A 26,029-nucleotide genomic window follows, 5' to 3' on the forward strand; every position below is an offset into this window, starting at 1 on the left:
CCGAAAAACTCGATTAGGATTGAATACCGTGGTCAAGGTCATCGCCAGTTCCTTACGCAAAGGCAACGTCGTCGATAAGGACGGCAAGCTCTATGTCATCCTCTTTGCCGAAAACATCCACCCTGGCAAGGGCACGCCGGTGACGCAGCTCGACATGCGCCGCATCGGCGACGGGGTGAAGGTTTCGGAGCGCTACCGCACGACCGAGATGGTCGAGCGCGCCTATGTCGAGGAGCGCGAGCACACCTTCCTCTATTCCGACGGCGAAGGCTTCCATTTCATGAACCCGGAAAGCTACGACCAGGTCGTGGCTCCCGAAAGCGTGGTCGGCGACATGGCTCCCTACCTCCAGGAAGGCATGGCGGTGCAGCTGGCGCAGTTCAACGACGTGCCGATCTCGCTGGTACTGCCGCAGCGCGCCGTCTTCGAGGTGGTCGAGACCGAGCCGGTCACCAAGGGCCAGACGGCGTCGTCATCCTACAAGCCGGCAATGCTTTCCAACGGCGTGCGCACGGCGGTGCCGCCGCATATCTCCGCCGGCACGCGCGTGGTGGTGATGACCGCCGACGGCTCCTACGTCGAGCGCGCCAAGGACTGAGGATCCGGAGTTTCACTGCAGCCCAGTTACCCGGCTCGCCTGTGATCAGGCGGGCCTGCCATCAGCATAAATACTCCGCCAGCTAAGGTCGCCTTTTGACCCGGTCCGTCAGTTTCGCGCGCGAACGGAACGGCAGCTTTGCGCCCCATTTACGACATCCGGATCCGTTGCGGATCGGCCGAACCCTGTCATTCGTTCTAAGGATCGCGGAACCATATCGCCGACCAAATTCGCGGAAAATTCTCTTCTAACCAGAGTGCCCAGTCCGGCGGGGCCGGATCGAGGCGGCGATACAGTGGCTCGATGTCGGCTGCCTTGCGCAATGCCCTTGATGCCAACCGGCCGGCATTCGCACTTAAATCGACTTCGAGATACTCGCCTGCATCCCACCATCTCCAGCCGCCGGCATGGGCAATAAACTGGTTGCGTAGAAAATAGACGTGTTCGGCGAGGTTTTCGGCGCGTTCACCCAGGCGAAGCGCCCGAACGAGGTCCCGCCGATCGCGCTTCGGATTTCCCGGCGCCCATCTCCAGTCGAAATCCTGAAGCGAGTGCAGCACGCAGTCGTAGGCAGCCAGCGCCTCCAGTTCAAATTCAGCAGACGCTGGGCTCTTGGCCCGGAGAAAATGGAAAACGCCTTGATGGATCGCGGGGTCGAGGGTGTTTCGCGATTCCCACTTAGAACGATATGCTCGATGATCCCCGCTGAACGTGCCCCATTGGTCAGTATAGCTGCGTTCGGCCTTCGCGAAGATCTCACGGGTAGACGGCTTCGGCCGGAAATTGCTGTATCGTTCAATTATCAGGCCTGTGCCGAAGGGGTGCAGGACGAGACCGTTCCGCTCCCAAACAGCCATAAGCACCTTCGCGATGTTGGACCGATAAATATATTGCCGGGCGTAGTGACCAAGCCATACGAGGATGTCATCGGCGATGTCGTCTTTGAGGATTCCGCGCCAGCCAAAACTCCAGCCAGGCACGATCGAGCTGACGACGAGGCCTTTGGCACTGGGCCGGGCGCGCCAGTCGTGTCCACTCATCGAGAAATCTGCCGTACCCTTATCATCCAGGAGGGTCGAGGCATTCGCACCAGCTTGCCCGTGTCGCGAGCACATCAAAAAAGCGATCGATATCGGCGGCAAACCGCCTTCGCTGTAATGCCGTGGGCTTGCGCTTATCGAACCATGCCAAAATCAGCGATTTGGTGCGCGCTCGTGCAGTGCTCATTCGATGCCTAGCTCTTCAAGTCGAGAAGGCGCCCAGTCGTGCCTTGTGTGTAGCGGGCTCTCCTGCACTATCTCGCTCATCAAGTGCGGCTTCCAGCGTTGGGACCAACGGCCGCTGCGCCTCGGCGATCCAAGCGAACGCGAACTCATAAGCGGTCCGACCGAGAAAATGTTTCGACACCGCAAGGTAGGCTAGAGTGGGGCGATGTACGCATTGGATGGGATAATCCGAGTGGTGCGAAACGGCAATGCGAGAGCGCCGCCGAAGCATTCCCAGGTGAAGATGACGTAAGTCCTACGCGCTCAGGTGCTGGTCTGAAAACTGCGGCAACGTTCCACGCGTTCTTTTCAATAATTCCCGGCTCGATCTGGCATATCGGAGAAGGCATGGCTCAGGTCGCGGTACGTTTCGATTGATCCACGGATAAGGGTCTCGGCAGACACGCACTCCATCCCAATACGCCCGATCATCTGACTGGATATTCCACTGAATTGGCAAAGGCGACTGTAGGCTTTCCGGCTCCGGCATACCGGCAATAGACCGACTGCTTTCGGCCCACTCAAGGCATTCGTCATGTTGTAATCAAGCGTCCGCAACTGGCGCTCGGTGGCCTTTCGGCTCGCGAGCATTCCGCCCGCCCAATTAGCCACAATATCAGGCGGCCATCTCCACCGGCAGGCCGGCGGCCTTCCATTCCGGCATGCCGTCCTCAAGGCGGCGCGCGGAATGCCCGAGAGAGCGTAGTGCTGCGACCGCCTCGAAGGACATCACGCACCACGGACCGCGGCAGTAAGCGACGATCTCGCGGTCGGCAGCGGTCCCCGCAGACCAGGTCCTGATTTGGCTGAGCGGGACATTGATCGCGCCGGGCACATGGCCGAGCGCGAACTCGTCCGGCGGACGGACGTCGATCAAGGTCACCAACCCGTCGCGCATCAGCGCCTGAAGCTCGTCCCGGCTGACGGCCCGCATATCGTCCCGCGCGTCGAAATAGCCGCGCACGATGCGGTCGACCTCGGCAAGGCGCCGCTCGGCAACGCCGCGCACCGAAGCGAAGGCATCGAGCACGCTCTCATCCGTAAGTGCATAGCGGACGAACTTGCCGTCGCGTTCGGCCGAGACGATGCCGGCGCGGCGAAGCGCCTGAAGATGCTGGGAGATGTTGGCGACAGGCTGGCCGAGCTTCGCGGCCAGCGCTTCGACGCTGCGCGCGCCTTGCGCGAGATGCTCGATCATTTCCAGGCGCAGCGGATGGCCGAGCGCCTTGGCGACGATCGCGAACTGCTCGTAAAGCGCCTGCTTCGGATTGCGGATTGACATTGGCCTTTCAGCGACGCATCGTCATTCAATAGAATGATTGAATGACAGTTTCGGCATCTGGTGTCAAGTTGGGCGCCCGCCCGACGCGGTGCCGCCACAGAGGAAAAGCGATGATTCTCAGGCAGTTCCTGCACACCGACCCGGTTGCGGCTTCCTATCTGTTCGGCTGCGGCGGCAAGGCTTGCGCGGCCGTGGTCGACCCGGTCGGCGACATCGCGCCCTATGTCAAAGCGGCGGATGCCACGGGCATGCGCATCCTCTATGTCGTCGACACGCATATCCATGCCGACCATATCTCGGCCGGGCGAGCGCTCGCCGAGGCGACCGGCGCCGAATACGTGCTGTTCGAAGGCGCCGCGGCCGGCTTCCCGTTCCGGCGCGTGAAGGACGGCGAGGTGCTGGAACTCGGCAATGTCACGGCGACCGTGATGCATACGCCGGGCCACACGCCGGAGCATCTGAGCCTGCTCGTCACCGACCGGACACGGTCGGCCGAACCCTGGTTCGTGCTCACCGGACATACGCTGATGGTCGGCGATCTCGGCCGTACCGAGCTTGCTTCAAACGCCGAGGACGGCGCCCGCGCGCTCTATGCCAGCGTACGCCGCCTGAAAGAATTGCCCGATCATATCGAGGTGCTGCCGGGCGCCTATTCCGGCTCGGTCTGCGGCCGCTCGCTGAGCGGCAAGCCGACATCGACGATCGGCTTCGAGCGGCGCTTCAACAAGGCCTTCCGCATCGAGGACGAGGACCAGTTCGTAGCCGCCATGACCGCCGACATCCCTCCCCCGCCGCCGGACGCCGCCCGCACCCGGGCCGCAAACGCCGGGGCTCGATCTTGAGCGCAGCGGCGCCCGGCGTCGCGCTCGGCCTCAGGGCCAACTGGAAGCAGTTCGCGCTGCTGGTGCTGATCAACGCCTTCGTCGGCGGAATGGTCGGCATCGAGCGGACGGTGGTGCCGCTGATCGGCGCGGAGGAATTCGGCGTCGCTTCCACGACATTGGTCGTCTCCTTCATCGTCAGCTTCGGCGTGGTCAAGGCCTGCGCCAATCTCGTGTCCGGCCAGCTTGCCGACAGGTGGGGCCGCAAGCGCGTGCTGATCCTCGGCTGGCTGTTCGGCCTGCCGGTGCCCTTCATCATCATCTGGGCACCGAGCTGGGGCTGGATCGTCGCCGCCAATGCGCTGCTCGGCATCAACCAGGGCCTTGCCTGGTCGATGACGGTGATCATGAAGGTCGATCTGGTCGGGCCGAAATCGCGCGGGCTTGCGGTCGGCCTCAACGAGTTCGCCGGCTACCTCGCCGTCGGCGTCACCGCCTTCCTCACCGGCTATCTGGCAAGCCGCTACGGGCTGCGCCCGGTGCCGATCTATCTCGGCGTCGGCTACGCGATCCTCGGTGCCGCGCTGTCGATCCTGCTCGTGCGCGACACGCGCGAGCATGTGCGACTGGAGCTTTCGAACCACGCCAAGCAGGCTTCGCCGCTCAGCTTCCGCGAGATCTTCATGCTGACTTCGCTCCGTGACCGCAACCTGTTCGCGGCCTCGCAGGCCGGCCTTGTGAACAATCTGAACGACGGCATGAGCTGGGGGCTCTTCCCGCTCTTCTTCCTCGCCAACGGGCTCGGCGTCGAGCGTATCGGCATCCTCAAGGCGGTCTATCCCGCGGTCTGGGGCGTCTTCCAGGTCGCGACCGGTCCGCTCAGCGACCGGTGGGGCCGCAAGGGCCTGATCGTCGCCGGCATGTGGGTGCAGGCGGCAGGGCTTCTCACTACCGCGATGACGCGCGATTTCGGCTGGTGGCTGCTGGCAAGCCTGCTGCTCGGCCTCGGCACGGCGATGGTCTATCCGAGCCTGATCGCGGCGGTGTCGGACGCATCGCATCCCTCGTGGCGGGCGCGCTCGCTCAGCGTGTACCGTTTCTGGCGCGACCTCGGCTACGCGCTCGGGGCGCTGTCGGCAGGGCTGATCGCCGACTTCTTCGGCTTCGTCGCGGCGATCGCGGCAATCGCGGCGCTGACCTTCCTGTCGGGCGCGATCGTGGCGGTGACGATGCGGGAGACAGGTCGCTGACCCGACACTAAGCAACGGACGGCAGCGTCACGTTTACGATATCCGAAGCTTCATGCTGCTAGAGATGAGCCTGTCCGGTACTATTGGGCGGGTGAATTTCCTTGGATCGTTCATGAGCAGCTCGGCACGCATGTCGTGGGTGGACACGGCAAAAGGCCTTTCCATCATCCTGGTGGTGATGATGTATTCCGCCTACAACACCGGCGAATATACCGGCGGCGTCGGCTTTCTCCACTACGTCATCGGCTTCGCGACGCCGTTCCGCATGCCGGAATTCTTTCTCATTTCCGGCCTGTTCCTGTCGCAGGTGATCGATCGGCCGTGGCGGCGTTATATCGACCGGCGCGTCGTCCACTATCTCTATTTCTACGTACTGTGGGCGATCATCTCGATCGGGCTGAAGATCGGCATCTTCAGCCGCGATCCCGCTGGTATGCTGCATGACCTCGCAATGGCTGTCGTCCAGCCCTATGGCGTGCTGTGGTTCATCTACATGCTGGCGGTGTTCGGCCTCGCCGCGCGCATTTTGCGCGAGCTTGGCGTGCCGCACCGGATCGTCATCTTGGCTGCCGCCATGCTGCAGATGTGGGCGCCGTACTCGGAGAGCTATGCCCTCACGCAATTCGCCGCCTATTTCGTGTTCTTCTATCTCGGTTTCGTCCTGGCGGCGCTGGTGTTCCGGCTGGTCGCGTGGACGCAAGACCGTCCGGCGATCGCCGTTACGGGCTTGATCGCGTGGGCGGTCGTCAACGGCCTGCTCGTCTATTCGCCGGGTTACGCCGTTGAGCCGGTCGGCATGCAGATGGGCCTGGCCGCATGGCCGCCGCTGCATCTTACGCTGGCCGTCGCCGGCGCGGTCGCGCTCTGCGTCGCCGGCGGCTTCCTGTCGACGTTCGCCTCGATGGAATGGCTGCGCTGGCTCGGCGAACATTCGCTGGTCGTCTATGTCGCCTTCACCATCCCGATGTCGATCTTCCGCGGCGTCATGCTGGCAAGCGGCCTTCTGACCGACACCGGCATGCTGAGCCTCGCGGTGCTGCTCGTTTCGGTCATCAGCCCGGTTATTCTCTATTTCATCGTCAAGCGCACCGGCTTCGGCAACTTCCTGTTCGAGCGGCCGGCCTGGGCGCATATCGACAGGCCGAATGCCGGCCAGATCTCAAACAAGGGCGTTGCCCGGCCGGCGCGCGAGGCGGGCTGAGGCCGCCCGTTCCAGGCTATCCGTTACTTGTCAGCGTCATATCCCGGCCGGCGCACGGCCTTGATCTTGCCGCTGCTGCCGCCTCCGCAGAAGAAGCAGCCGCCGCCATCGGATTCCAGCCCCGACACGCCGGAGGGCATTGCCACCTCCTGCAGCACGTCGCCCGTCTCAGGATCGATGCGCAGCAGATCACCCTCCTCACCTTCCCAAGTGGCATGCCAGAGCTCGCCATCGACCCAGGTGACGCCGGTGACGACGCGCTTCGACTCGATGGTGCGGATCACCTTGCCCGTTTCAGGATCGATCTGATGGATCTTGTGCGCCCTGTATTCGCCGACCCAGAGCGAACCTTCGGCCCAGGCAAGCCCAGAGTCACCGCCATTGCCGGGGGCGGGAATGGTGGCGACGACCTTGCCGGTCTTCGGGTCGACCTTGTGGATGCGGTCCTCGGCGATCTGGTAGAGGTGCTCGCCGTCGAAGGCGGTCCCGGCATGCGAGGCGACGTCGATCGATCGCACGATCGCGCCGCTCTCCGGGTCGAGCGCCTTCAGTCTGTCGCCGGTGGCGAACCAGACATTCTTGCCGTCATAGGTCACGCCATTGACGCGCTCGGCGTCCGGGAAGGGTCCATATTCCCGCAGGATCTCGGCAGCGGCTCGTTTCATCTCATCATCCTCGATTTCTAATCTCATTTTGCTTGTTTCGACACTAGTCGTTCGGCAAATACTGCGGGAGTAACAAGAGCGTCGCGAATTGCGGACCTTCACAGCTCGAGGCAAATCTTGCCGAAATGCTTTTGCGATTCATAGAAGCTGAAGGCGCCGGCGATCTCTTGCAATGGAAACGCGCGGTCGACGACCGGCCTCAGCCGATTGGCATTTATCGCCCTGATCATCTCCTCCTGATCCGTCCTGCTGCCGACCGAGATGCCGCTGATGCGTATCTGGTTGGAGAACAGCGCTGGGATCGACACCTCGCCGGCGAACCCAGTCAGGACTCCGACAAGGGCAATATGGCCGCCCATCCTGCAGGCCGCGATGGACTGCGCCAGCGTGGCGGGACCGCCGACCTCGATGACGTGATCGACACCGCGACCGTCGGTCAAGTCCCTCGCCTTGAGGCCCCAGTCGGCCACGGACCGGTAGTTGATGACGTCATCTGCGCCGAGAAGCCCTAGTCTCTCCTGCTTCTCCTCGGAGGAAGACGTCGCGATGACCCGGGCGCCCGCAGCCTTCGCGAATTGCAGCGCGAACAGCGACACGCTGCCCGTACCGAGGACCAGCACCGTGTCCCCTGGCTTCACCCGGCCGCACACGACGAGGCTTTTCCAGGCGGTAACGCCTGCGCAGGCGAGCGTCGCCGCCTCGACATGTGAGTAACCCGCGGGAGCCTTGGTGAAGGCATGCCAGGGCATGCAGACATATTCCCGGGCATAGCCGTCGAGGTCGTCGCCCAGTTCGCCGGTTTTGGTGGCGGGCGTCGCCTCGCCTGCCAGCCAGTTCGGCCAATAGGTGCTGACGACGGCATCGCCGGGCTTGAATGCGTCGACGCCCTCGCCGACCGCGATCACCTCGCCGGCGCCATCGGACAAGGGGATACGTCCGTCAGCGCACGGTTTCTTGCCCGCCGCCACCATGCCGTCGTGGAAGTTCAGCGAACAGGCGCGAATCCCGACCAACAGTTCGCCCGCCGCCGGCTCGGGGCGATCCTCCTCCACCAGCTTTAACTTTCTCAAACCTCCAGGCGCTTCCAATCTGACCAGTCTCATGATCTTTCCCTCCAATCTTCGCCCGGAGCCTTAGTCGCTCGGCAGCGGACCCGGGAGTAACAAGACAGTCGGGAATCCAGTCATCGGCGGCGTCATCCAACGGCGCGCCCTGCCGCGGCCGACCGCTTGCACCTTATTGTCGGCCGAGAGCGCTTCCAGCGCCCGCTGCACGGTGCGCGCGCTGGCGCCGAGCGCGATCGCCAGCGCCGAGCTCGACCAGGACTCGCCGTCGGCCAGGAAGGCGAGCACCGCGCCATGCTCCTCCTCGACAGGCGGCGCGAGCACGACGACCTCGGCGGCGTTCAGCGGCGAAAGCGCAAAGCCTGCCGCCGTGGCGTTGACCTCAGCGAGCGCGCCGAGCTCGGCGCGCAGCCGGCCCATCTCGACCCTGAGCCGCGCGCGATGCGATTCATCGGCGTGCCTGGCCCTGAAGGCGCGCCTCAGCAGCACCTCCCGCGAAGCATCAGCCGGCCAGGCCTCGGCCAGCGTGCGCGCCAGCGTGAACAGCACCGGCCGCGTCGCCAGCGAAACGACTGTGTCGGCCTCGCGCACGACATTGCGGCAGGCATCGATGACGAGCGCGCCGGATGCGAGCAGCGCCTCGACCTCATCGAGCTGCAGCGGCTTCTCCAAACCCTTCGATACGAGCCGCGCCACCGGCACGTTCAGCACCAGCGACGCGCCTTCGACCTCCGCCTTCAGCGCCGGAATGTTGGCTTGGTAGGCCGCGAGCGCCGCCCGGCCGAGCGCCGAGCGTGCCACCTTCGTTCGCAAACGCCTGACCGCGATGCCCGCGGCCGCGAGCTCATGCGCGACGCGCGCGACCGGCGGCAGCGGTGCCGGATCGAAGCCGGCAAGCAGGCGCTCGGCTTCGTCGAGGCGGCCGATCAGGATCAACCGGCGGGCCTCGAGGCTTCCCGCGTAGGCGGCATTGACCCGATCGCCATGCGCTTGAAGCGTCGTTCTTGCGGCTCGCAATGCCTTCTCCGGCCAGCCGAGATCGCGTGAGACCAGCGCGATCTCGGCCTCGGCGACGACGCAGCGCGCGCGCGCTACCGCTTCCTTCGGGCTGAAGGCGCGGGCGGCGCTCTTCAGCAGCGCCTTGGCCTTGGCGAAGTCGCCGAGTTGAGCCATGGCGATGCCGCGCAGCGCCAGCGCCGGCGCGTCATCGCGCAGCGCGACGCGTTTGAGGGCGCCGAGCGGGTCTCCCGACGCCAACGCACGGCCGGCGGCATTGATCAGCGAGTCCATGCCATGCCTGCTTCGGGGTCCGCCGGATCAAATCGCGTCACACTTGTAACTCTCACCATTGCGCTGTCCGGCCCTATGTCTGTCCCCGTCACCCCCAACCAAACCGAAAGAACGGGACAAGAGCAATGACCCAGCACATGAAGACACCACCGGTCGTTTCGCAAGAAGCCTGGGAAGGCGCCTACGAGGAGATGCTCGTGAAAGAAAAGGCCCTGACCCGGGCCCGCGACGCGCTCGCCGCGGAACGCAGGCGCATGCCGTGGATGCTTGTCGAGAAGGACTATGTGTTCGAAGGTCCGAACGGCAAGGCGAGCCTGCTCGACCTGTTCGAGGGCCGCCGGCAGCTGATCATCTACCGCGCTTTCTTCGAGCCGGGCGTCTATGGCTGGCCGGAGCATGCCTGCCGCGGCTGCTCGCTCGGCGCAGACCAGGTCGGCAACCTCGCCCATCTCAACGCCCGCGACACCACGCTTGCCTATGCATCGCGCGCGCCGCAGGCCGACATCCAGCGGCTGAAGCAGCGAATGGACTGGAAGATGCCCTGGTACACCATCACCGACAGCTGGGATAAGGATTTCGGCGTCGACGAATGGCACGGCCACAACGTCTTCATCCACGACGGCAACCGCATCTTCCGCACCTATTTCGTCAACAACCGCGGCGACGAGGCGTTTGGCACCGTGTGGAGCTATCTCGACATCACCCCGCTCGGCCGCCAGGAGGTGTGGGAGGATTCGCCAGAGGGCTATCCGCAGACCCAGACCTACAAGTGGTGGAACTGGCACGACAGCTATGAGGAAGGCGCCGCTCCCGACCAGAGATGGGTCGAGGTGTCGGACGCCGGCGAAGCGGCGTTCCGCAACAAGAACGCCTGAGCGCGAAGCGACTCTGGCGGCGCCTGCCGCGCCGCCAGAGCCGATTCCTTCCACACACGCCTTGAAGCACGGCCATTTGGATGGTGGATAAGATGAGCATCGAAAACCCAGACGTCGCCATCGAAACGGCGAGCGCCCCTCGCCCGGCCGGCTCGAGCGGCTTCGGCCTCGCCGACTGGCTCTGCCTCGCCGCAGCGCCGACCTTCGCGGCCATGGCGCTGCTCACCGCCGCCTATGGCGGTCAGGACATGATGTGCATGTCCGGACTTGGAGCCTCGATGCTCATCGGCATGGTGCCGATGTATCTCCTGATGGCCGCGTTCCATCTGGCGCCGTGGCTGCGGCTGGCGGCGCAGCAGGCGTGAGGTTTGGCTGAGCGCCAAAGCCGAAATGCCCGCTGAACGCCAACTGCCGACGTTCAGCGCGAGACTATGGGCGGCCGGTTTGGGGCCGACAGCGGACTGGCGGGTTCTGATCTCCCGATCTAGCAGAGCAGACATTCATTTCCGCACACCCATTGTCGTGACCTGACCCAACGGCGACATTTGTCTGGACCGTCGGTAGGTCTCGTCAGGTGGAAACCGGAAATTCGACGCGAACCCAACAGAGACCTCGCGGGCTGTTCACGGCTGCTCTACGCGCTCAGTCCTCGGACGTGCCGGCCAGAGAACTATCCTTCCAGAAGCGACGCGGGATCGAGGGCATCGCCCTGGCCGGACGTGACGCGCAGGACAGGGCATCTTTGCAACCGCGACGATCACGCCGGCACGCCGGACATGCCCAGCGCCTCGACGTAACGCTCGGCGAACACCTTGTCCAGCCACGGGTTGATCTGTCTCTGCAGGGTGAGCGTGTAGGTCGGGAACGCCTCCATCAGCCGCCGCGCTGCCGCCTGCGCCTCGTCCAGCCGGTTGAGTTCGACCAGCGCCATGATCACCACCCGGTGCGAGGAGCCGTAGTTCGGCATCTCGTGCAGCGCGCGTTCTCCCCATGCCAGCGCTTCCTCGTAGCGCTCGAGCATCAGGTAGCTCATCCCGATGCCGGAGAGCGCGATGCCCTTCTCGGGGTCGACCGGGCTCAGCCGCAGTGCCCTGTGAAAGTGCTCGATCGCGACGAGCGGGCGGCTGGAATGTGCGTTCACCCAGCCGCTGCCCGTATGGCCCTGCGCCGAATTGGGGTTGAGTAGCAGGGATCGTTCGATCGTGCCCAGCGCCATCTCGTAGTCCTTCGCGCTGTAGGCGATCACCTGCGCGGCGAAGCGTAGGCTCGTGGGGTCGTCGCGCGCTTCCGCCAGCACCTCTTGCGCCATGCGCGCGGCGACTCGGATATCGTCGGGCTCGTGCCAGCACTGGCTCACGGATAGGCTGCGGATATAGGCGCCGAGTGCCTTCGCCAAGTTGAAGCCAGGGTCGATGCTGAGCGCCTCGTTGGTGAGCCGGCGCACGTCGGCAAAGCCTTCGCGCGTCATGCTGTAGAAGCGCGGCAGCGCGCGAAGGTACAGGTCGTAGGCGCTCATGTACTCGGTCGGCTTCATGCGCGCCTGCTTGATCTCCTCCAGCCGGATGCTCGGTTCGACAGCGCCGACGACGCTCTCGGTCACCTTGTCCTGCAGGTCGAAGATGTCGCTCACGTCGCCCTCGAAGCGGTTGGCCCAGACATGGTGTCCGCTGATCGCGTCCACCAACTGCCCACTGATGCGCACCCGCGATCCTGCTCTGCGGATGCTGCCTTCTAGCACGTAGCGGACGCCCAGCTCGCGCCCGACCTGGCGCAGGTCCACCGCCCGGCCCTTGTAGGTGAAGGACGAGTTGCGGGCGATCACGAAGAAGGAGTTCACCCGGCTCAATCCCGTGATGATGTCCTCCACCAGCCCGTCGGCGAAGTATTCCTGGTCGGGGTCGCCGCTCATGTTGGTGAAAGGCAGAACCGCGATCGAGGGTTTCTCGGGCAGAGGAGGCGGTGCAGCCACCGAGGCGCTGGCGTCGGTCTCGACGCGGTAGGCGCGCACAGGCCGCTCGATGTTCTTGAGGCGCAGGTCGCCGAGCGGCGTGAAGCCGCAGTCGAGCTTGCCCTGAAGGTGGTCGTAGGCGGTGCCGGAGACGAGCACGGTGCCGGGATCGGCGATGCTTTCGAGGCGGGCGGCGATGTTGACCCCGTCGCCGTAGAGGTCGCCGTCCTCCTCGCAGACCACGTCGCCGAGATTGATGCCGATGCGGAAGCGTATCCGCTCTTCCTCGGGCGTCTCCGCCTCGTGTTCTGCCAAGGCCTGCTGGATCGCCATCGCCGAGGTCACCGCGTTAACGACGCTCGCGAATTCGCACAGCATGCCGTCGCCGGTGAGCTTGACGATCCGACCCTGGTGCTCGGAGACCAGCGGTTCGAGGAGGTCCTTGCGGTAGATCTTCAGCCGCTCGAGCGTGCCGCGCTCGTCGCGCTCCGTCAGGCGCGAATAGCCGACCACGTCGCAAGCCAGGATCGCTGCGAGGTGGCGCTGCGTGGTCATTGCACCGCTCAGCCAAGCGCCTGCACGCGGGCCGCCCCGCGTCCATGTCCTGCCAACTTCCAGACGCCCCACGTGCATGGTATCCATCTCTCCCAGTCGCCGCCCGTCGCCGATACAGAACGGAGAACGCAACTTGACCTTGCCTTCACGAGATTTCGCTATCCCGCTTGCGAGGCGTGGAGCGTTCCAGTCGCCGCGCTAACAGCCAACCGACGACACGCCCACGCAGCCTCTGGGGACGCTGACACGCCACTCCCAGAAGGCCGGAGATATTTCCTGCCCTGTGTAACCGGTTGACGCCACCGTGGCGGTGCGTTTGTCACCGCGATGTAACAGCACGAACGCGCGCATCGGCGCATCACACCAGATGTTCGCGCTTAGAGGTGCTGAGGTCGGCAAGTGGCGCAACTACGACCTCCAGCGTGATCGCCGGCAAGCTCTGCATTCAGGAGGCTGCGAAGCCGATCTCTACGGCCGAGATGCGGCGCTAAGTTGCCCGTTCCGGCGGCTGGCTCATGACGCGACCTGACCCCAAGCGGCTTTTCGCTCGCCGTCGTCTGAACGACGCCCGTGACCCCCAAGCGGACCTTTAGCAATGACGCTTAGTTGCCTTCCATGTGCCGTCCAGAAGCTCCGCGCGTGCCGATAGAGCCGCACCATGTAGTTCCAGCCGGCCACATCGGCAGGCAATTGGCCACCTTGCAATCGCATCCTCCTCCTGACGACTCTGGGTCGATGATACACCATTACAGTCCGGGACTGCACACCTAGTGCGGTCAAGCCATCGGCGCCGCGGCGCGCCGCTCGAGCGCGGTTTTGCGAATGATTTCCGCGATCTCCGGGCTGCTGCTGCACAGCATCTGGAAATCCGCCGAGTGCAGCGACAGGAGCGAGACCACCGTTGCGGCGCTGACGGTCGCCGAACGCGGTTCGCCGCTGATCAGTGCCATCTCGCCGAAGAAGGTGCCAGGGCCAAGCTCCACCGGGTTCGGCATCGCGACTTTGACGCGCCCCTCCACGACGAAGAACATCTGATCACCAGTCTCGCCATTGCGGCAGATCACGGCGCCCGCCGGCACGATGCGAGGTCTTAACGCGCGCACGATCTCGACTACCGCGGCCGGGCCGAGCTTCTGAAACAACGGCACGGCGGCGACCAGTTGCCAATTACGGACGAAATCCTCGCGACGGACTTCTTGATAGAAGCCGGTGGCAAGAATGCCAGCCCAGAGCGCGAAGATGCCAATGCCACTCATCATGACCACCCCGGCGAGGACGCGGCCGGCGAAGCTTTCCGGAATAGCGTCGCCATAGCCGGTGGTGGACAGCGTGACCACCGCCCACCACATTGCCTGGGGGATGCTGCCGAACTTTTCCGGTTGGACGTCGCGCTCGATGACATAGGCCGCGAGCGCGACACCGAACAGAACGATGCCGAAGACCGTGGTGACGCCGATCAGGTTGCGCGCTTCGTTGGTCAGGACCCTGCCCAGCAGCGGGAAGAAAGTCGAGTCGCGCAGCGGTTTCAGCAGCCAGACAGCACAGTAGAGGCTCCTGTCGGGCGTGCCGACGAGCAGAAATGCGGCGAGTGGAACCAAAACCGCGAGCACATCGATGGCGATTGCCGGCGTCCTGTCACGAACGTCTCCCGCCCGGCGCTTGAGCAGCGTCTCGGCCAGTTGCAGGAGATAGGCGCCCCAAATGACCGTGAGCACGGCAGCCAGAGCCAGTCTGCTTCGTCCGGACATGTCCGGTGTCGTGAGCGTAGCCACCGCCACAAGCCCAGTCGCAGCCAGCAGCGCATTGAGCGGCGCGCAAATTCTTAAGAAAGGCAGTACCGACATTCTATGCCCACGAGCGGCTACTACCCTCCAGAATAGGATGCCTTCAAGGCAAGCGCAAAGTGCTTACTGTCGCTGCGATGTGCATCACCAACGGTGAACTCAGATGACCTCGACCCCTGCGTTCATCTTCGTCGACAGCCGCCGCATGCAACCTCTGCCGGCTTGGCACCGGCGGAAAAAAGGAAACAATCCCGGGTTCTTAAGTACCCACCAAAAGGCTCGCCGAGGTCGACTGCAACACGCCGGGGAACGGCCCGATCCTGGCTGGGCGATGCCCGGACTGGAAGAGGTTGCTGTGGAGGTTGGCTATCCACTGCTTGCCTTCGGTCGTCAGCTCCAGATAGCGGATCGCGTCGCCGATGTAGGGCTCGACCTGCAGCGTGAAGAAATCGGTGAAGATGGCGCCGAGATCGGCGGCGGTCTTGCAGCCGAGCTTTTCTACCATCCCGATCTCAGAGAACTCGGCAAACAGCGCCGGCAGCTTGCGGTGGTAGAAGGGATCAGCGAGCTGGCCGATCAGGTCCGCGGCCCTGACCAGCGCCGGCTCGGTGTTGGTGACCTGGTAGGCCGGATCATTCGGTACCGGAAAGCGCGTCATCTCGATCGCCTCGACGATGCGCTCCTCGTTGACGAACTTCGAGGTAGCAAAACGTTGGCACGCATAGATCTTGGCGCGCTCGATATGATAGGGCGCAAGCACCGCATCGGAGGCGCCGCGCGGTGGCGTATAGCGGTCGCCGGCCTCGTTAATGACGAAGCTATCCTCGGTGTCGCCCTGGCACACGCCGTGCACCATGCCAATGTCGTGGACAAGCAGCGCGCAGGTATAATGCAGCCAGTCATCGGGGGTCAGGGATTCCGAAAGCAGCCGGCCGCGGATGATCTGCTGGCCAGCGAGCGTAACCATCAGCGTGTGCTCGATGTTGTGATAGAGGGCATTCGAATTGCCGATGCGCTCCAGGACAAGGCGGGCCGCCCCGCCTATGTAGCTCGCATATTCCGGATTGCGATGCGAGAAATACTGGAGATAGAGATCTGACAGATAGTCGCCGAGCCGGTTGGCCATGATGGAGATTGGATTGAGCATGACAATCGTTCCTGAGCGCTTTGGAGTTCGACAAGTCGCGCCGCGGCGGCCATCCTAGCACGGTTCCGGCGTGGGACATGATGTGCATGTCCGGCCCCTCGATGCTCACCGGCATGGTGTCGATGTATCTGCTGATGGCCGCGTTCCATCTGGCGCCGTGGCAGCGGCTGGCGACGAGGCGGGCGTGAGTTTGATATTGCGGCCCATTAAGCGCCGTATGGAGCCCAAATGCCCCGTTGAGCGCAAGTTGCGGACCTTCCCTCTAGAAGCAGACGTCACGCTCAGGGTGGGGCGGAGCTGAAGACAGAACGATCAAGGAGGCAACCTGGTCGAACGGCATTCACCACATCGACCAGGTTGCTTCAGACTAGGCGTGCCGGATTTCCGTGCCGAGCACCTTCAGGCATTCCCGGATGAAGGCTGCAAGAGCGGTCCAGCCTTTGGCCGAAACCATTGTGCCGTCGACATAAGCCTCTGTCGGGGACAGGTCGATGTATGTGCCGCCGGCGAGCGTCACTTCCGGCTCGCAGGCCGCGAGCGCGCCAACCTTCTTGCCGCGCACGACGCCGTCGACCGCGATCAGGATCTGCACGCCGTGGCAGATGGTGAAGATCGGCTTCCTGGCCTCGTGGAAATGGCGCACCATGGCCTGAACGCGCTTGTCGGTGCGGATGTACTCCGGTCCGCGGCCGCCGGCGCAATAGACGGCGTCGTACTGGTCGAGCTGCTTCTCCGCGTCGGAGAACGTCTTGTTGATCAACGCGTAGTGACCGAGCTTCTCTGTGTAGGTCTGGTCACCCTCGAAGTCGTGCAATGAGGTCTTGATCAGGTCGCCCGCATTCTTGTCGGGACACACGACGTGGACGGTGTGGCCGACGGCCTCCATCGCCTGTTGATAGACATAGATTTCGTATTCCTCGGTGAACTCACCGGTCAGCATCAGAATCTTCTTGGCTGGCATGACTTGTCCTTTCGATTTTGGAGATCACAGGGCCGCGCCAACGCGCCTCGGCCGTCGCAGTTTGAATTGGAGCGATTACTCGAAGGCGGGCAGGAGCCGGTCCCGCGAATTCTCGATGTGCACGCGCATCGCCCTCTCGGCGGCGCCTGCGTCGCCCGCGGCGAAGGCAGCGAGAATTGCCTCGTGCTCATCCAGCGCTTCTTCGGTAACGCGCGAGTGGTACATCAGGCGGAAGATATGGAAGTGGGTATGCTGATGGCTCAGCGTCTCGCGGATGAGCTCGTTCTGCGCGAACTCCATGATCTTGTCGTGAAAGATCGCGTCCTGTCGCGCGAAGTTGGCGTAGCGCAGGCGCTCGTCCTTCCCCACCCGCCGGGCCATGACGCCGGCCGCTTCCCTTAAGGTTGCAAGGCGCTCCTCATCCAGCGCTGCCGTGGCCTTGGCCGCAGCGGCGGGTTCCAACAGAAGGCGCAACTCGTAAAGCTCGTCGAACCGGCGCCGTGTGATTTGCGCGGCGGCGCGATAGCCGATCAGGTGGGTCTTCACCACCAGCCCCTCGCCTTCCAGCCGCCCGAGGGCTTCGCGGATAGGCGTGTGAGAGACGTTGAATTCCTTGACCAGATTGTCGACCGTGATCCGCGATCCCGGGGGAATCCTCAGCGACATCAGCTGGGCGAAGATTGCTTCATAGACATCGCCGGCCAGACTGTTTGCGCGCTGGATGCGGCCGCTCGAGCGGGCTTCGTTGTCAACCGTCAGGTCCGGGTTTTGCATCGCATTGCCTCTTGACAGGAGCAAGCACTAACACGATGCTCCGGCTAATTCAATACTATATCATATACGATTTTATAGAGGATATGAACGAATGGGCTAGAACCCGTGTGGATGCCGGTTGCGCGTGTGAGGCTCGCATGGCACGAAACCTGACGCTAAAGAGCGAGCCGCCTTGCCACCAAACGAGGACTGCAACGAACTCGACACCTTGCATCCATCCACTTCCAAGGACACAAGTCGATGACCTTGTTTGCAGCCGCGCGCCTGCCGCGCGAAATCCTGTTCGGCAAAGGCCAGCGCCACGCGCTGCCTGCCATTGCCGCACGATATGGCAAACGCGCGTTCGTCTGCACCGACGAACGCCTCGCGAAGACGTCCGAGCTCGCTGAAATCCTCGCCGGCCTGGAAGCGGCCCAGGTCGACATGTGCGTCTACGACCAAACCTTGCCAGACGTGCCTCGCGACAGCGTCGCCGCCTGTATTGCGCAGGCCAAAAGCTTCAAGCCGGACATGGTGATCGGCATCGGCGGCGGCAGTTGCCTCGACATGGCCAAATGCGCAGCGCTTCTGCTCAGCCACGGCGGCAAGCTCCAGGACTATTATGGTGAGTTCAAGGTGCCGGGCCCCACCCTCCCCGTGATCGCGGTGCCGACAACGGCCGGCACCGGCTCTGAAGTTACCCCGGTCGCCGTGATCTCGGATCCGGAGCGGACGCTCAAAGTCGGCATCTCCAGCCCCCACCTAATCGCCGCTGTGGCGCTATGCGACCCGGACCTGACGGCGACCTGCCCGCCGTCGCTGACCGCTGTCGCGGGCGCCGACGCGCTGACGCACGCGATAGAAGCCTTCACCGCCGCCAGGCGTGGCGCCGATGCCCATCTGCCGCAGCGGCACGTCTTCATTGGCAAGAGCGCCTTGACCGATCATTTCGCCCTGCTGGCGATCAGGCTTTTGGGCCGCAGCCTCGAAGCGGCCTGGCGTGACGGATCGAACGAGAACGCGCGCGCCGATGTCATGATGGGGGGGCTCGCCGCCGGCTGCGCCTTCGGCACGGCGGGAACCGCCGCCGCCCATGCCGTGCAATATCCGGTCGGCGCGCTCACCCACACGCCGCACGGGCTGGGCGTCGCGACGATGCTTCCTTATGTGATGCAGTACAACCTTCCCGCGGTTGCGGCAGAGATTGCCGAACTCGGCACCGCTCTTGGCCTGCCTCGCCAAGACGACGATGCCGAAAGGCTGGCGGACGCCACGATCAAGGAAGTTGCGCGACTGTTCGACGCCATCGGCATCACACGGACGCTGGCCGACCTGGGGCTTGCCGAGGACAAGATCGACTGGACGGCCGAGCAGGCGCTCGGCATCGACCGGCTGATCAAGAACAGTCCCCGCCCATTCGACATCGCCGCGATGCGGCGCCTGGTCAGGGCTGCTTATGACGGCGACATGGCCGCCGCCGCGATGTGAGGGATGGAGCGGTTTCCAATGAACATTTCCCCAGAGCTATTCAACCAGGATTCTGACACGTCCGACTACGCTACGTTTTCGCACGGCCTCTACATCGGCGGGACATGGCGACCCTCGTCCGACGGCCGCGTCATCGAGGTGGTCGAAGCGGTGATCGCGGCGGTTCCCGATGCCACGCTGGCCGACGCCGCTGCCGCCGTCGATGCGGCCGCAGAGGCAGCGGCAAGCTGGCGCGAAACCCCGCCGCGCCGGCGATCCGAGATCCTGAGGCGCTGCTTCGAGCTTATAAGCGAACGGGCGGAGACCTTGGCCGCGCTGATCTCCCTGGAGAACGGCAAGGCCCTACGCGACGCGCGCGGCGAAGTCGCCTATGCGGCCGAGTTCTTCCGCTGGAACGCCGAGGAAGCGGTCCGCATCAGCGGCGAGTTCGGCCTGGCACCGTCGGGCGCAAACCGGATCGTCGTCGACTACCAGCCCATCGGCATTTGCGTTCTGATAACACCCTGGAATTTCCCGGCTGCGATGGCGACACGGAAAATCGCGCCGGCGCTTGCTGCCGGCTGCACCGTGATCCTGAAGCCCGCCGGCGAGACGCCGCTGACGGCCTATGCGCTTGCAGCCCTCTACGAAGAAGCCGGCGTGCCGCCCGGCGTCGTCAACGTCATCACCACCTCGAAGCCGGGCCCGGTGACGGCGGCCATGCTCGCGGATGCACGGGTGCGAAAGCTGTCGTTCACCGGCTCGACCGGCGTCGGCCGCGTGCTTCTCGCCGAAGCGGCAAAACACGTCGTCTCCTGTTCGATGGAACTTGGCGGCAACGCGCCATTCATCGTATTCGATGATGCCGACCTTGCAGCGGCCCTCGACGGCGCCATGATCGCCAAGATGCGCAATGCCGGCGGAGCCTGCACGGCTGCCAATCGGCTCTACGTGCAGGCCGGCATCCATGACGCTTTCGCGGAGGGGCTCCGCAAACGCATGGCAGCGCTCAATATGGGTTCGGGCACGGACCCGGAAACCGAATGCGGCCCGATGATCACCAGGAAGGCCGTGGACAAGATCGACCGGCTCGTCCAGGACGCAGTTGCCCGCGGCGCGAAAGTACTCTGCGGCGGCGCGATCTCCGAAGGCAGAGGCTACTTCTATCCGCCGACTGTGCTTCGCGACGTGCCGGCTGACGCGGCAATGGCGCATGAGGAGATATTCGGTCCTGTTGCTCCCATCAGCCGCTTCGAAGAAGAGGCGGACGTGATTGCAAAGGCGAACGATTCCGAATACGGCCTGGCCGCCTACATCTACACGCGCGACCTGGCAAAGGGCATGCGCGTGGCATCGAAGATCGAGTCCGGCATGATCGCGCTCAATCGCGGCCTGGTGTCGGACCCGGCGGCGCCCTTCGGCGGCGTCAAGCAGAGCGGGCTTGGACGCGAAGGCGGGCAGAAGCACGGCATAGCCGAGTTCATGGAGGCGAAGTACATCGCCGTGACGATCTGAGCAGACAGATGCCGAAAGATCCGTTCCGAATCCGCGATCACGTTCCCGAGTTCGACGACATCGTCGCCGAGATCGTCCGCCGCAGCGCGCAGACCCGGGCGAAAGTTCCAATGGTTTCCGATGTCCCCTACGGACCCGACCGCACGGAAGCCGTCGACCTGTTTTTCCCGAAAGGCAAACGCGATCGGCTGCCGGTGCACATGTTCATTCACGGCGGCTACTGGCGCATGTTTTCCAAGCGCGACTATTCCTATGTCGCGGACACTGTCACGAATGCAGGAGCGATCGCGGTTATCGTAGATTACGCGCTGATGCCGGCAGTGAGGATGGGCACGATCGTCGACCAGATACGCCGCGCCAGGCGGTGGGTTGATGAGCATATCGCAAGCCAGGGCGGCAATCCCGGCATGTTGACCGTCAGCGGCCATTCTGCCGGCGCGCATCTCGCAACGATGCTTTTTGACGACGACAGCCGCCCGTCGGGTATCAAAGGCGCGCTCCTGCTGGGCGGCATTTACGATTTGAAGCCGTTACAGGCGTCGTTTCTCGCGGCCGAGATCGCGATCACCGACGCAGAGGTTGAGCGGTTCTCCCCGATCAATCATAGCTTCGATCCTTCGGTGAGCGTCGAGGTCTCCGTCGGGGCCGATGAAACGCCGCCCTTCCACATCCAGGCCGAGACTTTCGCAGAAAATCTTGGAAAACGGGGGTTGACCGTCTCGCGCACGAGCCTCGCGGCGGCCAATCACATGAGCAGCGTCCGCGACCTGGGCCTGGCTGGTACCGAAGCCGCGGCATCATTGGCGCGCCTGCTGGCCATCTGAAAGGCTCGATGCGGCCGGACGTCGGCTGCGGCAGGTCCCGCTTTGGGTCAAAAGCCGGTAAGCGTCCGAACAATCATGACGCTTCAAGCCTTTGCTTTCGAAGGATTGGAGTGGAAAACGACTTCGCGCCCAGGCTCGGATCGCTTTGACCTGGCGCATTGCCTTCCGCTCATCATCGCTCAATAGTCGGGCCGATGTTGCAGGCGATAGCGAGTCACTGGTCCGAGCTTATCCTCCTCCTGTCGTTGGCGATGGCGGCCGTCGGTATCGTCCACGCCATCATGACGAAGGAGGACGTGCGCGCCGCCACCGGCTGGGTCGGCGTGATGCTGCTGTCGCCCTTCCTCGGCGCGATCATCTACGCCATCGCCGGCATCAACCGCATCCGCCGCGCCACGATCAGCGCCATGCGGCCCGTCACCGGCGAGGCCGCCGAGGCAAGGCATGACCGCGATGTCGCCATGGAGGCGTTGATCAGCGCCCAATATGGCGAGCGCTTCATCGGGTTGAAGACGCTCGGCGACAGGGTGGCGCGGCGACCGCTGACCTCGGGAAACACGATCGCCGTGCTCACGACCGGCGACGAGGCCTATGCGGCGATGTGCCGGGCGATTGACGGCGCGCAAAAAAGCGTGCTTCTCGAAACCTATATTTTCGACAACGACGCGGTCGGGCAGCTGTTTGTCCAGTCGCTTGCCGCCGCGGCCAAACGCGGTGTTGCGGTGCGCGTGCTGATCGACGCCGTCGGCGTGCGTTATTCCGTGCCGAGCATCCTCAAGCAGCTCAGGGAAGCCAACGTCGCCGTCGATCTCTTCAACGGCAAGATCGTCATCGGCTTGAGACTTCCCTATGCCAACCTGCGGACCCACAGGAAGATACTGGTTGTCGACGGCACGGTGGCGTTCACGGGAGGCATGAACATCCGCAAGGGATTTTCGGCCGAATTCGCCGGCTCCGACAGTTCCAGGGACACGCATTTCGAGGTCACCGGGCCGGTGGTGGCGGACCTGCTCTCGGTCGCCGCCGAGGACTGGCGCTTCGCCGGCAACGAGGCGCTGAAGGGAGACATCTGGCAGGTCGAGCGAACCGCGCCTCCGCCCGGCCAGCCGATGCTGGTCAGAGCCGTGGCGACGGGTCCGGATGCCTCGAACGAAACCAACCACAAGCTGCTGATGGGGGCGTTTTCGGTCGCCCGCAAATCGATCCGCATCATGTCGCCCTATTTCCTGCCGGACCGCGAGCTGATCAGCGCGCTGACCACCGCCGGCCGGCGCGGCGTCGAAATCGACATCGTCGTGCCGGCGGTGAACAACCTTTTCCTTGTCGACCATGCGATGACGGCACAGTTCGACCAGGTGCTGAAGCACTATTGCCGCGTCTGGCGCCATGAAGGCCCGTTCGATCATTCGAAACTGATGGCAATCGACGGCGTGTGGGCCTATGTCGGCTCGTCCAATCTCGACGCCCGGTCGCTCCGACTGAATTTCGAGATCGACATGGAGATCCTGGACGCCAATTTCGCCGGAGAGATCGAGGCTCGCATTGAAGCGGCGATCGGGTCCGCGCAGGAGGTGACACTGCAAACGCTGAAGGCCCGGCCGTTCGTCGTTCGTGTCTTCGACCGATTGCTGTGGCTGGGATCGCCCTATCTATAGGCAAGGAAGACGAGCAGCAGGAACCATGGAGAGAAACGGACGCAGCCTCCCGGAAACCGTGCTCCTGTCGATCCGCGGCAGAAAGATGCGCAAGGCGAAAACGACGCCGCCCAAACGGATCGGCGACGCCGAGATGGTGGTTGCCTCCTACAACGTCCACAAATGCATCGGCACCGACCGCAAATTCGACCCCGAGCGGACCGCGCGCGTCATCCGCGAAATCAGTCCCGACGTGATCGCGCTGCAGGAGGCGGACAACCGCTTCGGCGACCGCGCCGGCCTGCTCGACCTCAACCGTCTCGAAATCGAAACGGGGCTGGTGCCGGTACCGGTCAGCGGAAACGGCAAGGCGCATGGCTGGCGCGGCAACGTGCTTCTGTTCAAGCGCGGCACCGTGCGCGACGTTCACCAGATCAAGCTGCCGGGCCTGGAGCCGCGCGGAGCGCTGGTCGCCGAGATCGATCTCGACGAGAACCGGACGCTGCGTGTGATCGCGGCCCATCTCGGCCTGCTGCGGCGCTCGCGCTCGGAACAGGCACGCGTCGTGCTCGATATCATGAGCAGCGCGGATGAAAGGCCGACGCTATTGCTCGGCGACCTCAACGAATGGCGCCTGGGCAACCGCTCGGCGCTCAACACGCTGCACACGACCTTCGGCCCGCCGCCGGCGGTGCCCACCTTCCCATCGGGCCTGCCGGTGCTGGCGCTCGACCGCATCATGGGCAACCGGCAAGGCATGGTCACGGCCGTGGAAGCGCATGACACGCCGCTGTCGCGGGTCGCCTCCGATCATTTGCCGCTCACGGCTTACGTGCATCTCTAGCGCGTGGCGCGGCCAGACCGCCATCTCGCGGACATGGCGATGGATCCAGTCCATCCGCCGGCCCGCGGATCGCTGACAGGCCGGCGCCATCGGCCGCTTCGGCGCTTCTTCGCCTCCTACCATGCCGGCACGTTTGCCCATGCGCCGACAAAGGGCGGCGTCATCACGCAGGACCGTTGCTCGACCGCTTCGCGGCACAGCCTTTCGGCCAGCGTGTCGACCTCGATCTCGTCGGCGGTCGCTATGCCCAGGCGCTCGGCCATCGGCAGCAGGCTGCGCAGGGTCTCCGCGATATAGTTGTAGAGCGGCGAGGCCGGTCCGCTGCCGGCGAGGCCGGCGGAAATCATCTGAGGCGCCGGGAGCCCCGCGGCAGCGAAAGTCACCGGCAGCCTGCCGCCCATGTCGATCTCGAAGCCAGCGCGCTCGATCGTATCGGTGATCCAGCCGACGCAGCGGCTGAACAGCGGCCCGTCGGGAACGCTGCGCGCGAGCGGCATCGCCATCTCCTGGAAGGCGACGATGCCGCCTGGCCTGACATGGCCGGCAAGCCGCCTGAGCGTCGCGGACGGATCTGGCAGGTACATCAGCACCAGCCGGCCGATCACGGCATCGAAAGTTTCGTCTGGCGCGAAGGTGTCGAGATCTTCGGCGGCAAACCTGGTCCAGTGGCATTGCCCGGCCTCGGTGGCGCGGCGCTCCGCTAGGTCTATTGCCTCCGCAGAACGGTCCACGCCAAGCACCATGCCCCGGGGACCGACCATCTTGCCGGCCAGCAGCGACACGTCGCCCACGCCGCAGCCGATGTCGAGCACGCGCATGCCCGGCTGAATTCCCGCACGGCGCAGCATGTCTTCCGTGAAGTCGCGGATCAGCGCGCCCTGCAGCGCCAGCCGCTGCAGCTCGCGCGTGGAATAACCCAGCGCGTAAGGGCGCGGATCGGTTGTAGGCGCATCGGCGCCCATGCCGAAACTGGCAAGCCTCTTGTCCATGAATCTCTCCTCTTTCGCTGAGAAGGCTGTTCGTTGTCTTTCGCCGATTGGGTCTTTCGTCGATTGGCGGACGCCGGTCATTTGATCCCCACGATGATCGACGCGGGGCCGGCGAGATGCTCGCAGCGGACGTCCGCAAAGCCGGCCTCCTTGACCCAGCCGATGCCCTCGGCGCGGGTGTAGTCGAAGCCCCCATTGGTATTGACCAGCATGTTGAGACTCATCAGCAGCCCCGCGGCATTCTCCCGCCGCTCGTCATCGATGATCTGGTCGTAGACGATGAGCGCGCCGCCCTTCGGCAACGCCGACCAGGCCTTGGCGAGCAGCGCGCGCTTCACAGGTTCCAGTCGTGAAGGATGTGACCCATCACCAGCACTTCGGCCGAAGGCAGCGGCCCGGCGAGGAAATCGCCCGAATAAAAGCTCAGCCTGTCCGCCAGCGCATGCCGCTCGACATAGGCCTCAAACACCGGCCGCATCGGCGGCAGGTCGAAGCCGCCGCCGGCGAGATGGGAATGGAGGCGTCCGACCTCGACCGGAAGCATGCCTTCGGCCGTGCCGATGTCGATGAAAGTGTCGTAGTTCGCCCAGGGAAAGCGACGGGCGAGCGCTTCCGCCGCCTGCAGGCTGCCGCCGCTCATCGCCTTGGCGAACATCTCTACCTTCTCCGGGTCCGAAAACAGCATCTCGAAGAGGTCCTCGCCGTCCTCGGTGCCGTTTTGCGGCTTGCCGGTCCTGAGCGCCTCGGTGAGCGAACCCCAGTTCGCGTAGAGCCGCTGTCCCGCCCCGGCGAGCATGCCGCCGACATAGGTCGCCTTGTTGCTGTCGAGATAGCGGCCGGTCACCGGCGTGTTGCGGTAGACGCCCGCCTCGCGCTCCAGCATGCCGAGCGCCACTAGCGCGTCGAAGAAGTCGCGCGCTCCACGCTGATGCAATCCGAGCCGGCTGCGCAACGTCTCGCAATCGAGGGGTCCGGCGGCCAGCTCGGTGAAAAGGCCGAGCTCGACGGCGCTCAGCAACGTCTTCGACGCCCAGAAGCCCAGACCCAGCTGCATGATGCCTTCAGGCGAGAGTTCCGTGACGTCCCTTTCTCCTGCCGTCGCTTTCGTCGCCTCGGTGATGCGTGTGTCCATGACTGTCCTCCTGGCTCCGGAGCCTGATCCATTGAAACGGGATGAGGCTCCATCCGGTTGATCGGCCACGATCTTGCCGGATCGAAAGGTTCCGGATCGCGGCCCAGGTCACGGCGAGAATGTCGGGGAAGCCGGCTACCGGTTGATTTCAGCGGGCGAGAATTC

The 26,029-nt window shown here is 64.2% G+C and carries 24 protein-coding genes; 11 read left to right on the forward strand and 13 right to left on the reverse strand.

Annotated elements, in window-relative coordinates:
• The first annotated feature begins 28 nt into the window (after window positions 1-28).
• Window positions 29-598, forward strand: coding sequence for an elongation factor P (efp, locus tag EH240_RS15210; protein ID WP_124999512.1), 570 nt, complete (start codon window positions 29-31; stop codon window positions 596-598).
• A 197-nt stretch (window positions 599-795) separates the two neighbouring features.
• On the opposite strand, the gene EH240_RS15215 is transcribed toward efp, so the two are convergent.
• Window positions 796-1,638, reverse strand: coding sequence for a hypothetical protein (locus EH240_RS15215; RefSeq protein ID WP_124999514.1), 843 nt, complete (start codon window positions 1,636-1,638; stop codon window positions 796-798).
• A gap of 841 nt (window positions 1,639-2,479) precedes the next feature.
• The gene (locus EH240_RS15220) at window positions 2,480-3,145 is read right to left on the reverse strand and encodes an ArsR/SmtB family transcription factor (protein WP_124999516.1); all 666 of its coding nucleotides are present in this window, start codon (window positions 3,143-3,145) and stop codon (window positions 2,480-2,482) included.
• 110 nt (window positions 3,146-3,255) lie between these two features.
• Between EH240_RS15220 and EH240_RS15225 the strand changes: the two genes are divergently transcribed.
• The 3 genes from EH240_RS15225 to EH240_RS15235 all read left to right on the forward strand — a co-directional run bounded on the left by EH240_RS15225 (window position 3,256) and on the right by EH240_RS15235 (window position 6,417).
• Window positions 3,256-3,987 carry an MBL fold metallo-hydrolase gene (locus tag EH240_RS15225; RefSeq protein ID WP_124999518.1) on the forward strand — a complete coding sequence of 244 codons (732 nt, stop codon included), beginning with the start codon at window positions 3,256-3,258 and terminating at the stop codon, window positions 3,985-3,987.
• A complete protein-coding gene (locus EH240_RS15230) occupies window positions 3,984-5,216 on the forward strand; it encodes an MFS transporter (RefSeq protein WP_245436068.1) in 1,233 nt (410 codons plus the stop codon). Before EH240_RS15225 ends, EH240_RS15230 begins: the two co-directional genes overlap by 4 nt.
• 112 nt (window positions 5,217-5,328) lie before the next feature.
• Window positions 5,329-6,417 (forward strand): acyltransferase family protein, encoded by a 1,089-nt coding sequence (locus EH240_RS15235; RefSeq protein ID WP_124999520.1) that lies wholly within the window; start codon window positions 5,329-5,331, stop codon window positions 6,415-6,417.
• A gap of 23 nt (window positions 6,418-6,440) precedes the next feature.
• On the opposite strand, the gene EH240_RS15240 is transcribed toward EH240_RS15235, so the two are convergent.
• The 3 genes from EH240_RS15240 to EH240_RS15250 form a co-directional block, all read right to left on the reverse strand.
• The gene (locus EH240_RS15240) at window positions 6,441-7,082 is read right to left on the reverse strand and encodes a Vgb family protein (protein WP_124999522.1); all 642 of its coding nucleotides are present in this window, start codon (window positions 7,080-7,082) and stop codon (window positions 6,441-6,443) included.
• 98 nt (window positions 7,083-7,180) lie between these two features.
• Window positions 7,181-8,185, reverse strand: coding sequence for a zinc-dependent alcohol dehydrogenase family protein (locus EH240_RS15245; protein ID WP_124999524.1), 1,005 nt, complete (start codon window positions 8,183-8,185; stop codon window positions 7,181-7,183).
• A gap of 30 nt (window positions 8,186-8,215) precedes the next feature.
• Complete coding sequence (locus tag EH240_RS15250) at window positions 8,216-9,436, reverse strand: helix-turn-helix domain-containing protein (protein ID WP_124999526.1); 1,221 nt, start codon at window positions 9,434-9,436, stop codon at window positions 8,216-8,218.
• 125 nt (window positions 9,437-9,561) lie between these two features.
• On the opposite strand from EH240_RS15250, the gene EH240_RS15255 reads away from it, so the two are divergent.
• Window positions 9,562-10,311, forward strand: a complete 750-nt coding sequence (locus EH240_RS15255) for a DUF899 domain-containing protein (protein WP_124999528.1) — start codon at window positions 9,562-9,564, stop codon at window positions 10,309-10,311.
• 92 nt (window positions 10,312-10,403) lie between these two features.
• Window positions 10,404-10,676, forward strand: a complete 273-nt coding sequence (locus EH240_RS15260; RefSeq protein ID WP_124999530.1) for a hypothetical protein — start codon at window positions 10,404-10,406, stop codon at window positions 10,674-10,676.
• Between the two features lie 392 nt (window positions 10,677-11,068).
• Here the strand turns inward: EH240_RS15260 and EH240_RS15265 are convergent, their stop codons facing one another.
• From EH240_RS15265 to EH240_RS15285, 5 genes are all read right to left on the reverse strand, one after another.
• On the reverse strand, window positions 11,069-12,814 hold the full coding sequence (locus EH240_RS15265; RefSeq protein ID WP_124999532.1) for an adenylate/guanylate cyclase domain-containing protein: 1,746 nt from the start codon (window positions 12,812-12,814) through the stop codon (window positions 11,069-11,071).
• A gap of 776 nt (window positions 12,815-13,590) precedes the next feature.
• Window positions 13,591-14,658, reverse strand: a complete 1,068-nt coding sequence (locus EH240_RS15270; RefSeq protein WP_124999533.1) for a cyclic nucleotide-gated potassium channel — start codon at window positions 14,656-14,658, stop codon at window positions 13,591-13,593.
• A 199-nt stretch (window positions 14,659-14,857) separates the two neighbouring features.
• The gene (locus EH240_RS15275; RefSeq protein ID WP_124999535.1) at window positions 14,858-15,745 is read right to left on the reverse strand and encodes a metal-dependent phosphohydrolase; all 888 of its coding nucleotides are present in this window, start codon (window positions 15,743-15,745) and stop codon (window positions 14,858-14,860) included.
• 367 nt (window positions 15,746-16,112) lie between these two features.
• Window positions 16,113-16,706, reverse strand: a complete 594-nt coding sequence (locus EH240_RS15280) for a DJ-1/PfpI family protein (RefSeq protein WP_124999537.1) — start codon at window positions 16,704-16,706, stop codon at window positions 16,113-16,115.
• Between the two features lie 75 nt (window positions 16,707-16,781).
• Window positions 16,782-17,480, reverse strand: coding sequence for a GntR family transcriptional regulator (locus EH240_RS15285; RefSeq protein WP_124999539.1), 699 nt, complete (start codon window positions 17,478-17,480; stop codon window positions 16,782-16,784).
• Window positions 17,481-17,720: 240 nt separating this feature from the next.
• Between EH240_RS15285 and EH240_RS15290 the strand changes: the two genes are divergently transcribed.
• The 5 genes from EH240_RS15290 to EH240_RS15310 all read left to right on the forward strand — a co-directional run bounded on the left by EH240_RS15290 (window position 17,721) and on the right by EH240_RS15310 (window position 23,743).
• Window positions 17,721-18,947: an iron-containing alcohol dehydrogenase gene (locus EH240_RS15290; RefSeq protein ID WP_124999541.1), complete on the forward strand. Its 1,227-nt coding sequence runs from the start codon at window positions 17,721-17,723 to the stop codon at window positions 18,945-18,947.
• 18 nt (window positions 18,948-18,965) lie between these two features.
• On the forward strand, window positions 18,966-20,441 hold the full coding sequence (locus EH240_RS15295; protein ID WP_124999543.1) for an NAD-dependent succinate-semialdehyde dehydrogenase: 1,476 nt from the start codon (window positions 18,966-18,968) through the stop codon (window positions 20,439-20,441).
• Between the two features lie 110 nt (window positions 20,442-20,551).
• On the forward strand, window positions 20,552-21,265 hold the full coding sequence (locus tag EH240_RS15300) for an alpha/beta hydrolase (RefSeq protein WP_342634086.1): 714 nt from the start codon (window positions 20,552-20,554) through the stop codon (window positions 21,263-21,265).
• 194 nt (window positions 21,266-21,459) lie between these two features.
• Window positions 21,460-22,920, forward strand: a complete 1,461-nt coding sequence (locus EH240_RS15305) for a phospholipase D-like domain-containing protein (RefSeq protein ID WP_124999547.1) — start codon at window positions 21,460-21,462, stop codon at window positions 22,918-22,920.
• A gap of 25 nt (window positions 22,921-22,945) precedes the next feature.
• The gene (locus tag EH240_RS15310) at window positions 22,946-23,743 is read left to right on the forward strand and encodes an endonuclease/exonuclease/phosphatase family protein (protein ID WP_124999549.1); all 798 of its coding nucleotides are present in this window, start codon (window positions 22,946-22,948) and stop codon (window positions 23,741-23,743) included.
• A 116-nt stretch (window positions 23,744-23,859) separates the two neighbouring features.
• Here EH240_RS15310 and EH240_RS15315 read toward each other — a convergent pair whose 3' ends face one another.
• The 3 genes from EH240_RS15315 to EH240_RS15320 form a co-directional block, all read right to left on the reverse strand.
• Window positions 23,860-24,732, reverse strand: a complete 873-nt coding sequence (locus tag EH240_RS15315) for a class I SAM-dependent methyltransferase (protein WP_167484029.1) — start codon at window positions 24,730-24,732, stop codon at window positions 23,860-23,862.
• A 77-nt stretch (window positions 24,733-24,809) separates the two neighbouring features.
• Window positions 24,810-25,070 (reverse strand): methyltransferase, encoded by a 261-nt coding sequence (locus tag EH240_RS39865; protein WP_342634087.1) that lies wholly within the window; start codon window positions 25,068-25,070, stop codon window positions 24,810-24,812.
• Window positions 25,067-25,864 (reverse strand): methyltransferase family protein, encoded by a 798-nt coding sequence (locus tag EH240_RS15320; RefSeq protein WP_342634088.1) that lies wholly within the window; start codon window positions 25,862-25,864, stop codon window positions 25,067-25,069. Before EH240_RS15320 ends, EH240_RS39865 begins: the two co-directional genes overlap by 4 nt.
• Window positions 25,865-26,029: the final 165 nt, after the last annotated feature.

Origin of the sequence: Mesorhizobium tamadayense, from assembly GCF_003863365.1 — a bacterium.
GTDB classification, from domain to species: domain Bacteria; phylum Pseudomonadota; class Alphaproteobacteria; order Rhizobiales; family Rhizobiaceae; genus Mesorhizobium; species Mesorhizobium tamadayense.

Excerpts from the sequence above, each read along its gene's own strand:
- EH240_RS15260 (WP_124999530.1), top strand. The coding sequence starts at position 10,404 with ATGAGCATCGAAAACCCAGACGTCGCCATCGAAACGGCGAGCGCCCCT.
- EH240_RS15225 (WP_124999518.1), top strand. The coding sequence starts at position 3,256 with ATGATTCTCAGGCAGTTCCTGCACACCGACCCGGTTGCGGCTTCCTAT.
- EH240_RS15245 (WP_124999524.1), bottom strand. The coding sequence starts at position 8,185 with ATGAGACTGGTCAGATTGGAAGCGCCTGGAGGTTTGAGAAAGTTAAAG.
- EH240_RS15290 (WP_124999541.1), top strand. The coding sequence starts at position 17,721 with ATGACCTTGTTTGCAGCCGCGCGCCTGCCGCGCGAAATCCTGTTCGGC.
- EH240_RS15275 (WP_124999535.1), bottom strand. The coding sequence starts at position 15,745 with ATGCTCAATCCAATCTCCATCATGGCCAACCGGCTCGGCGACTATCTG.
- EH240_RS15235 (WP_124999520.1), top strand. The coding sequence starts at position 5,329 with ATGAGCAGCTCGGCACGCATGTCGTGGGTGGACACGGCAAAAGGCCTT.
- EH240_RS15240 (WP_124999522.1), bottom strand. The coding sequence starts at position 7,082 with ATGAAACGAGCCGCTGCCGAGATCCTGCGGGAATATGGACCCTTCCCG.
- EH240_RS15215 (WP_124999514.1), bottom strand. The coding sequence starts at position 1,638 with ATGAGTGGACACGACTGGCGCGCCCGGCCCAGTGCCAAAGGCCTCGTC.
- EH240_RS15285 (WP_124999539.1), bottom strand. The coding sequence starts at position 17,480 with ATGCAAAACCCGGACCTGACGGTTGACAACGAAGCCCGCTCGAGCGGC.
- EH240_RS15320 (WP_342634088.1), bottom strand. The coding sequence starts at position 25,864 with ATGGACACACGCATCACCGAGGCGACGAAAGCGACGGCAGGAGAAAGG.
- EH240_RS15220 (WP_124999516.1), bottom strand. The coding sequence starts at position 3,145 with ATGTCAATCCGCAATCCGAAGCAGGCGCTTTACGAGCAGTTCGCGATC.
- EH240_RS15255 (WP_124999528.1), top strand. The coding sequence starts at position 9,562 with ATGACCCAGCACATGAAGACACCACCGGTCGTTTCGCAAGAAGCCTGG.
- EH240_RS15300 (WP_342634086.1), top strand. The coding sequence starts at position 20,552 with ATGGTTTCCGATGTCCCCTACGGACCCGACCGCACGGAAGCCGTCGAC.
- EH240_RS15280 (WP_124999537.1), bottom strand. The coding sequence starts at position 16,706 with ATGCCAGCCAAGAAGATTCTGATGCTGACCGGTGAGTTCACCGAGGAA.
- EH240_RS15295 (WP_124999543.1), top strand. The coding sequence starts at position 18,966 with ATGAACATTTCCCCAGAGCTATTCAACCAGGATTCTGACACGTCCGAC.
- EH240_RS15315 (WP_167484029.1), bottom strand. The coding sequence starts at position 24,732 with ATGGACAAGAGGCTTGCCAGTTTCGGCATGGGCGCCGATGCGCCTACA.
- EH240_RS15310 (WP_124999549.1), top strand. The coding sequence starts at position 22,946 with ATGGAGAGAAACGGACGCAGCCTCCCGGAAACCGTGCTCCTGTCGATC.
- EH240_RS15250 (WP_124999526.1), bottom strand. The coding sequence starts at position 9,436 with ATGGACTCGCTGATCAATGCCGCCGGCCGTGCGTTGGCGTCGGGAGAC.
- EH240_RS15270 (WP_124999533.1), bottom strand. The coding sequence starts at position 14,658 with ATGTCGGTACTGCCTTTCTTAAGAATTTGCGCGCCGCTCAATGCGCTG.
- EH240_RS15265 (WP_124999532.1), bottom strand. The coding sequence starts at position 12,814 with ATGACCACGCAGCGCCACCTCGCAGCGATCCTGGCTTGCGACGTGGTC.
- EH240_RS15305 (WP_124999547.1), top strand. The coding sequence starts at position 21,460 with ATGTTGCAGGCGATAGCGAGTCACTGGTCCGAGCTTATCCTCCTCCTG.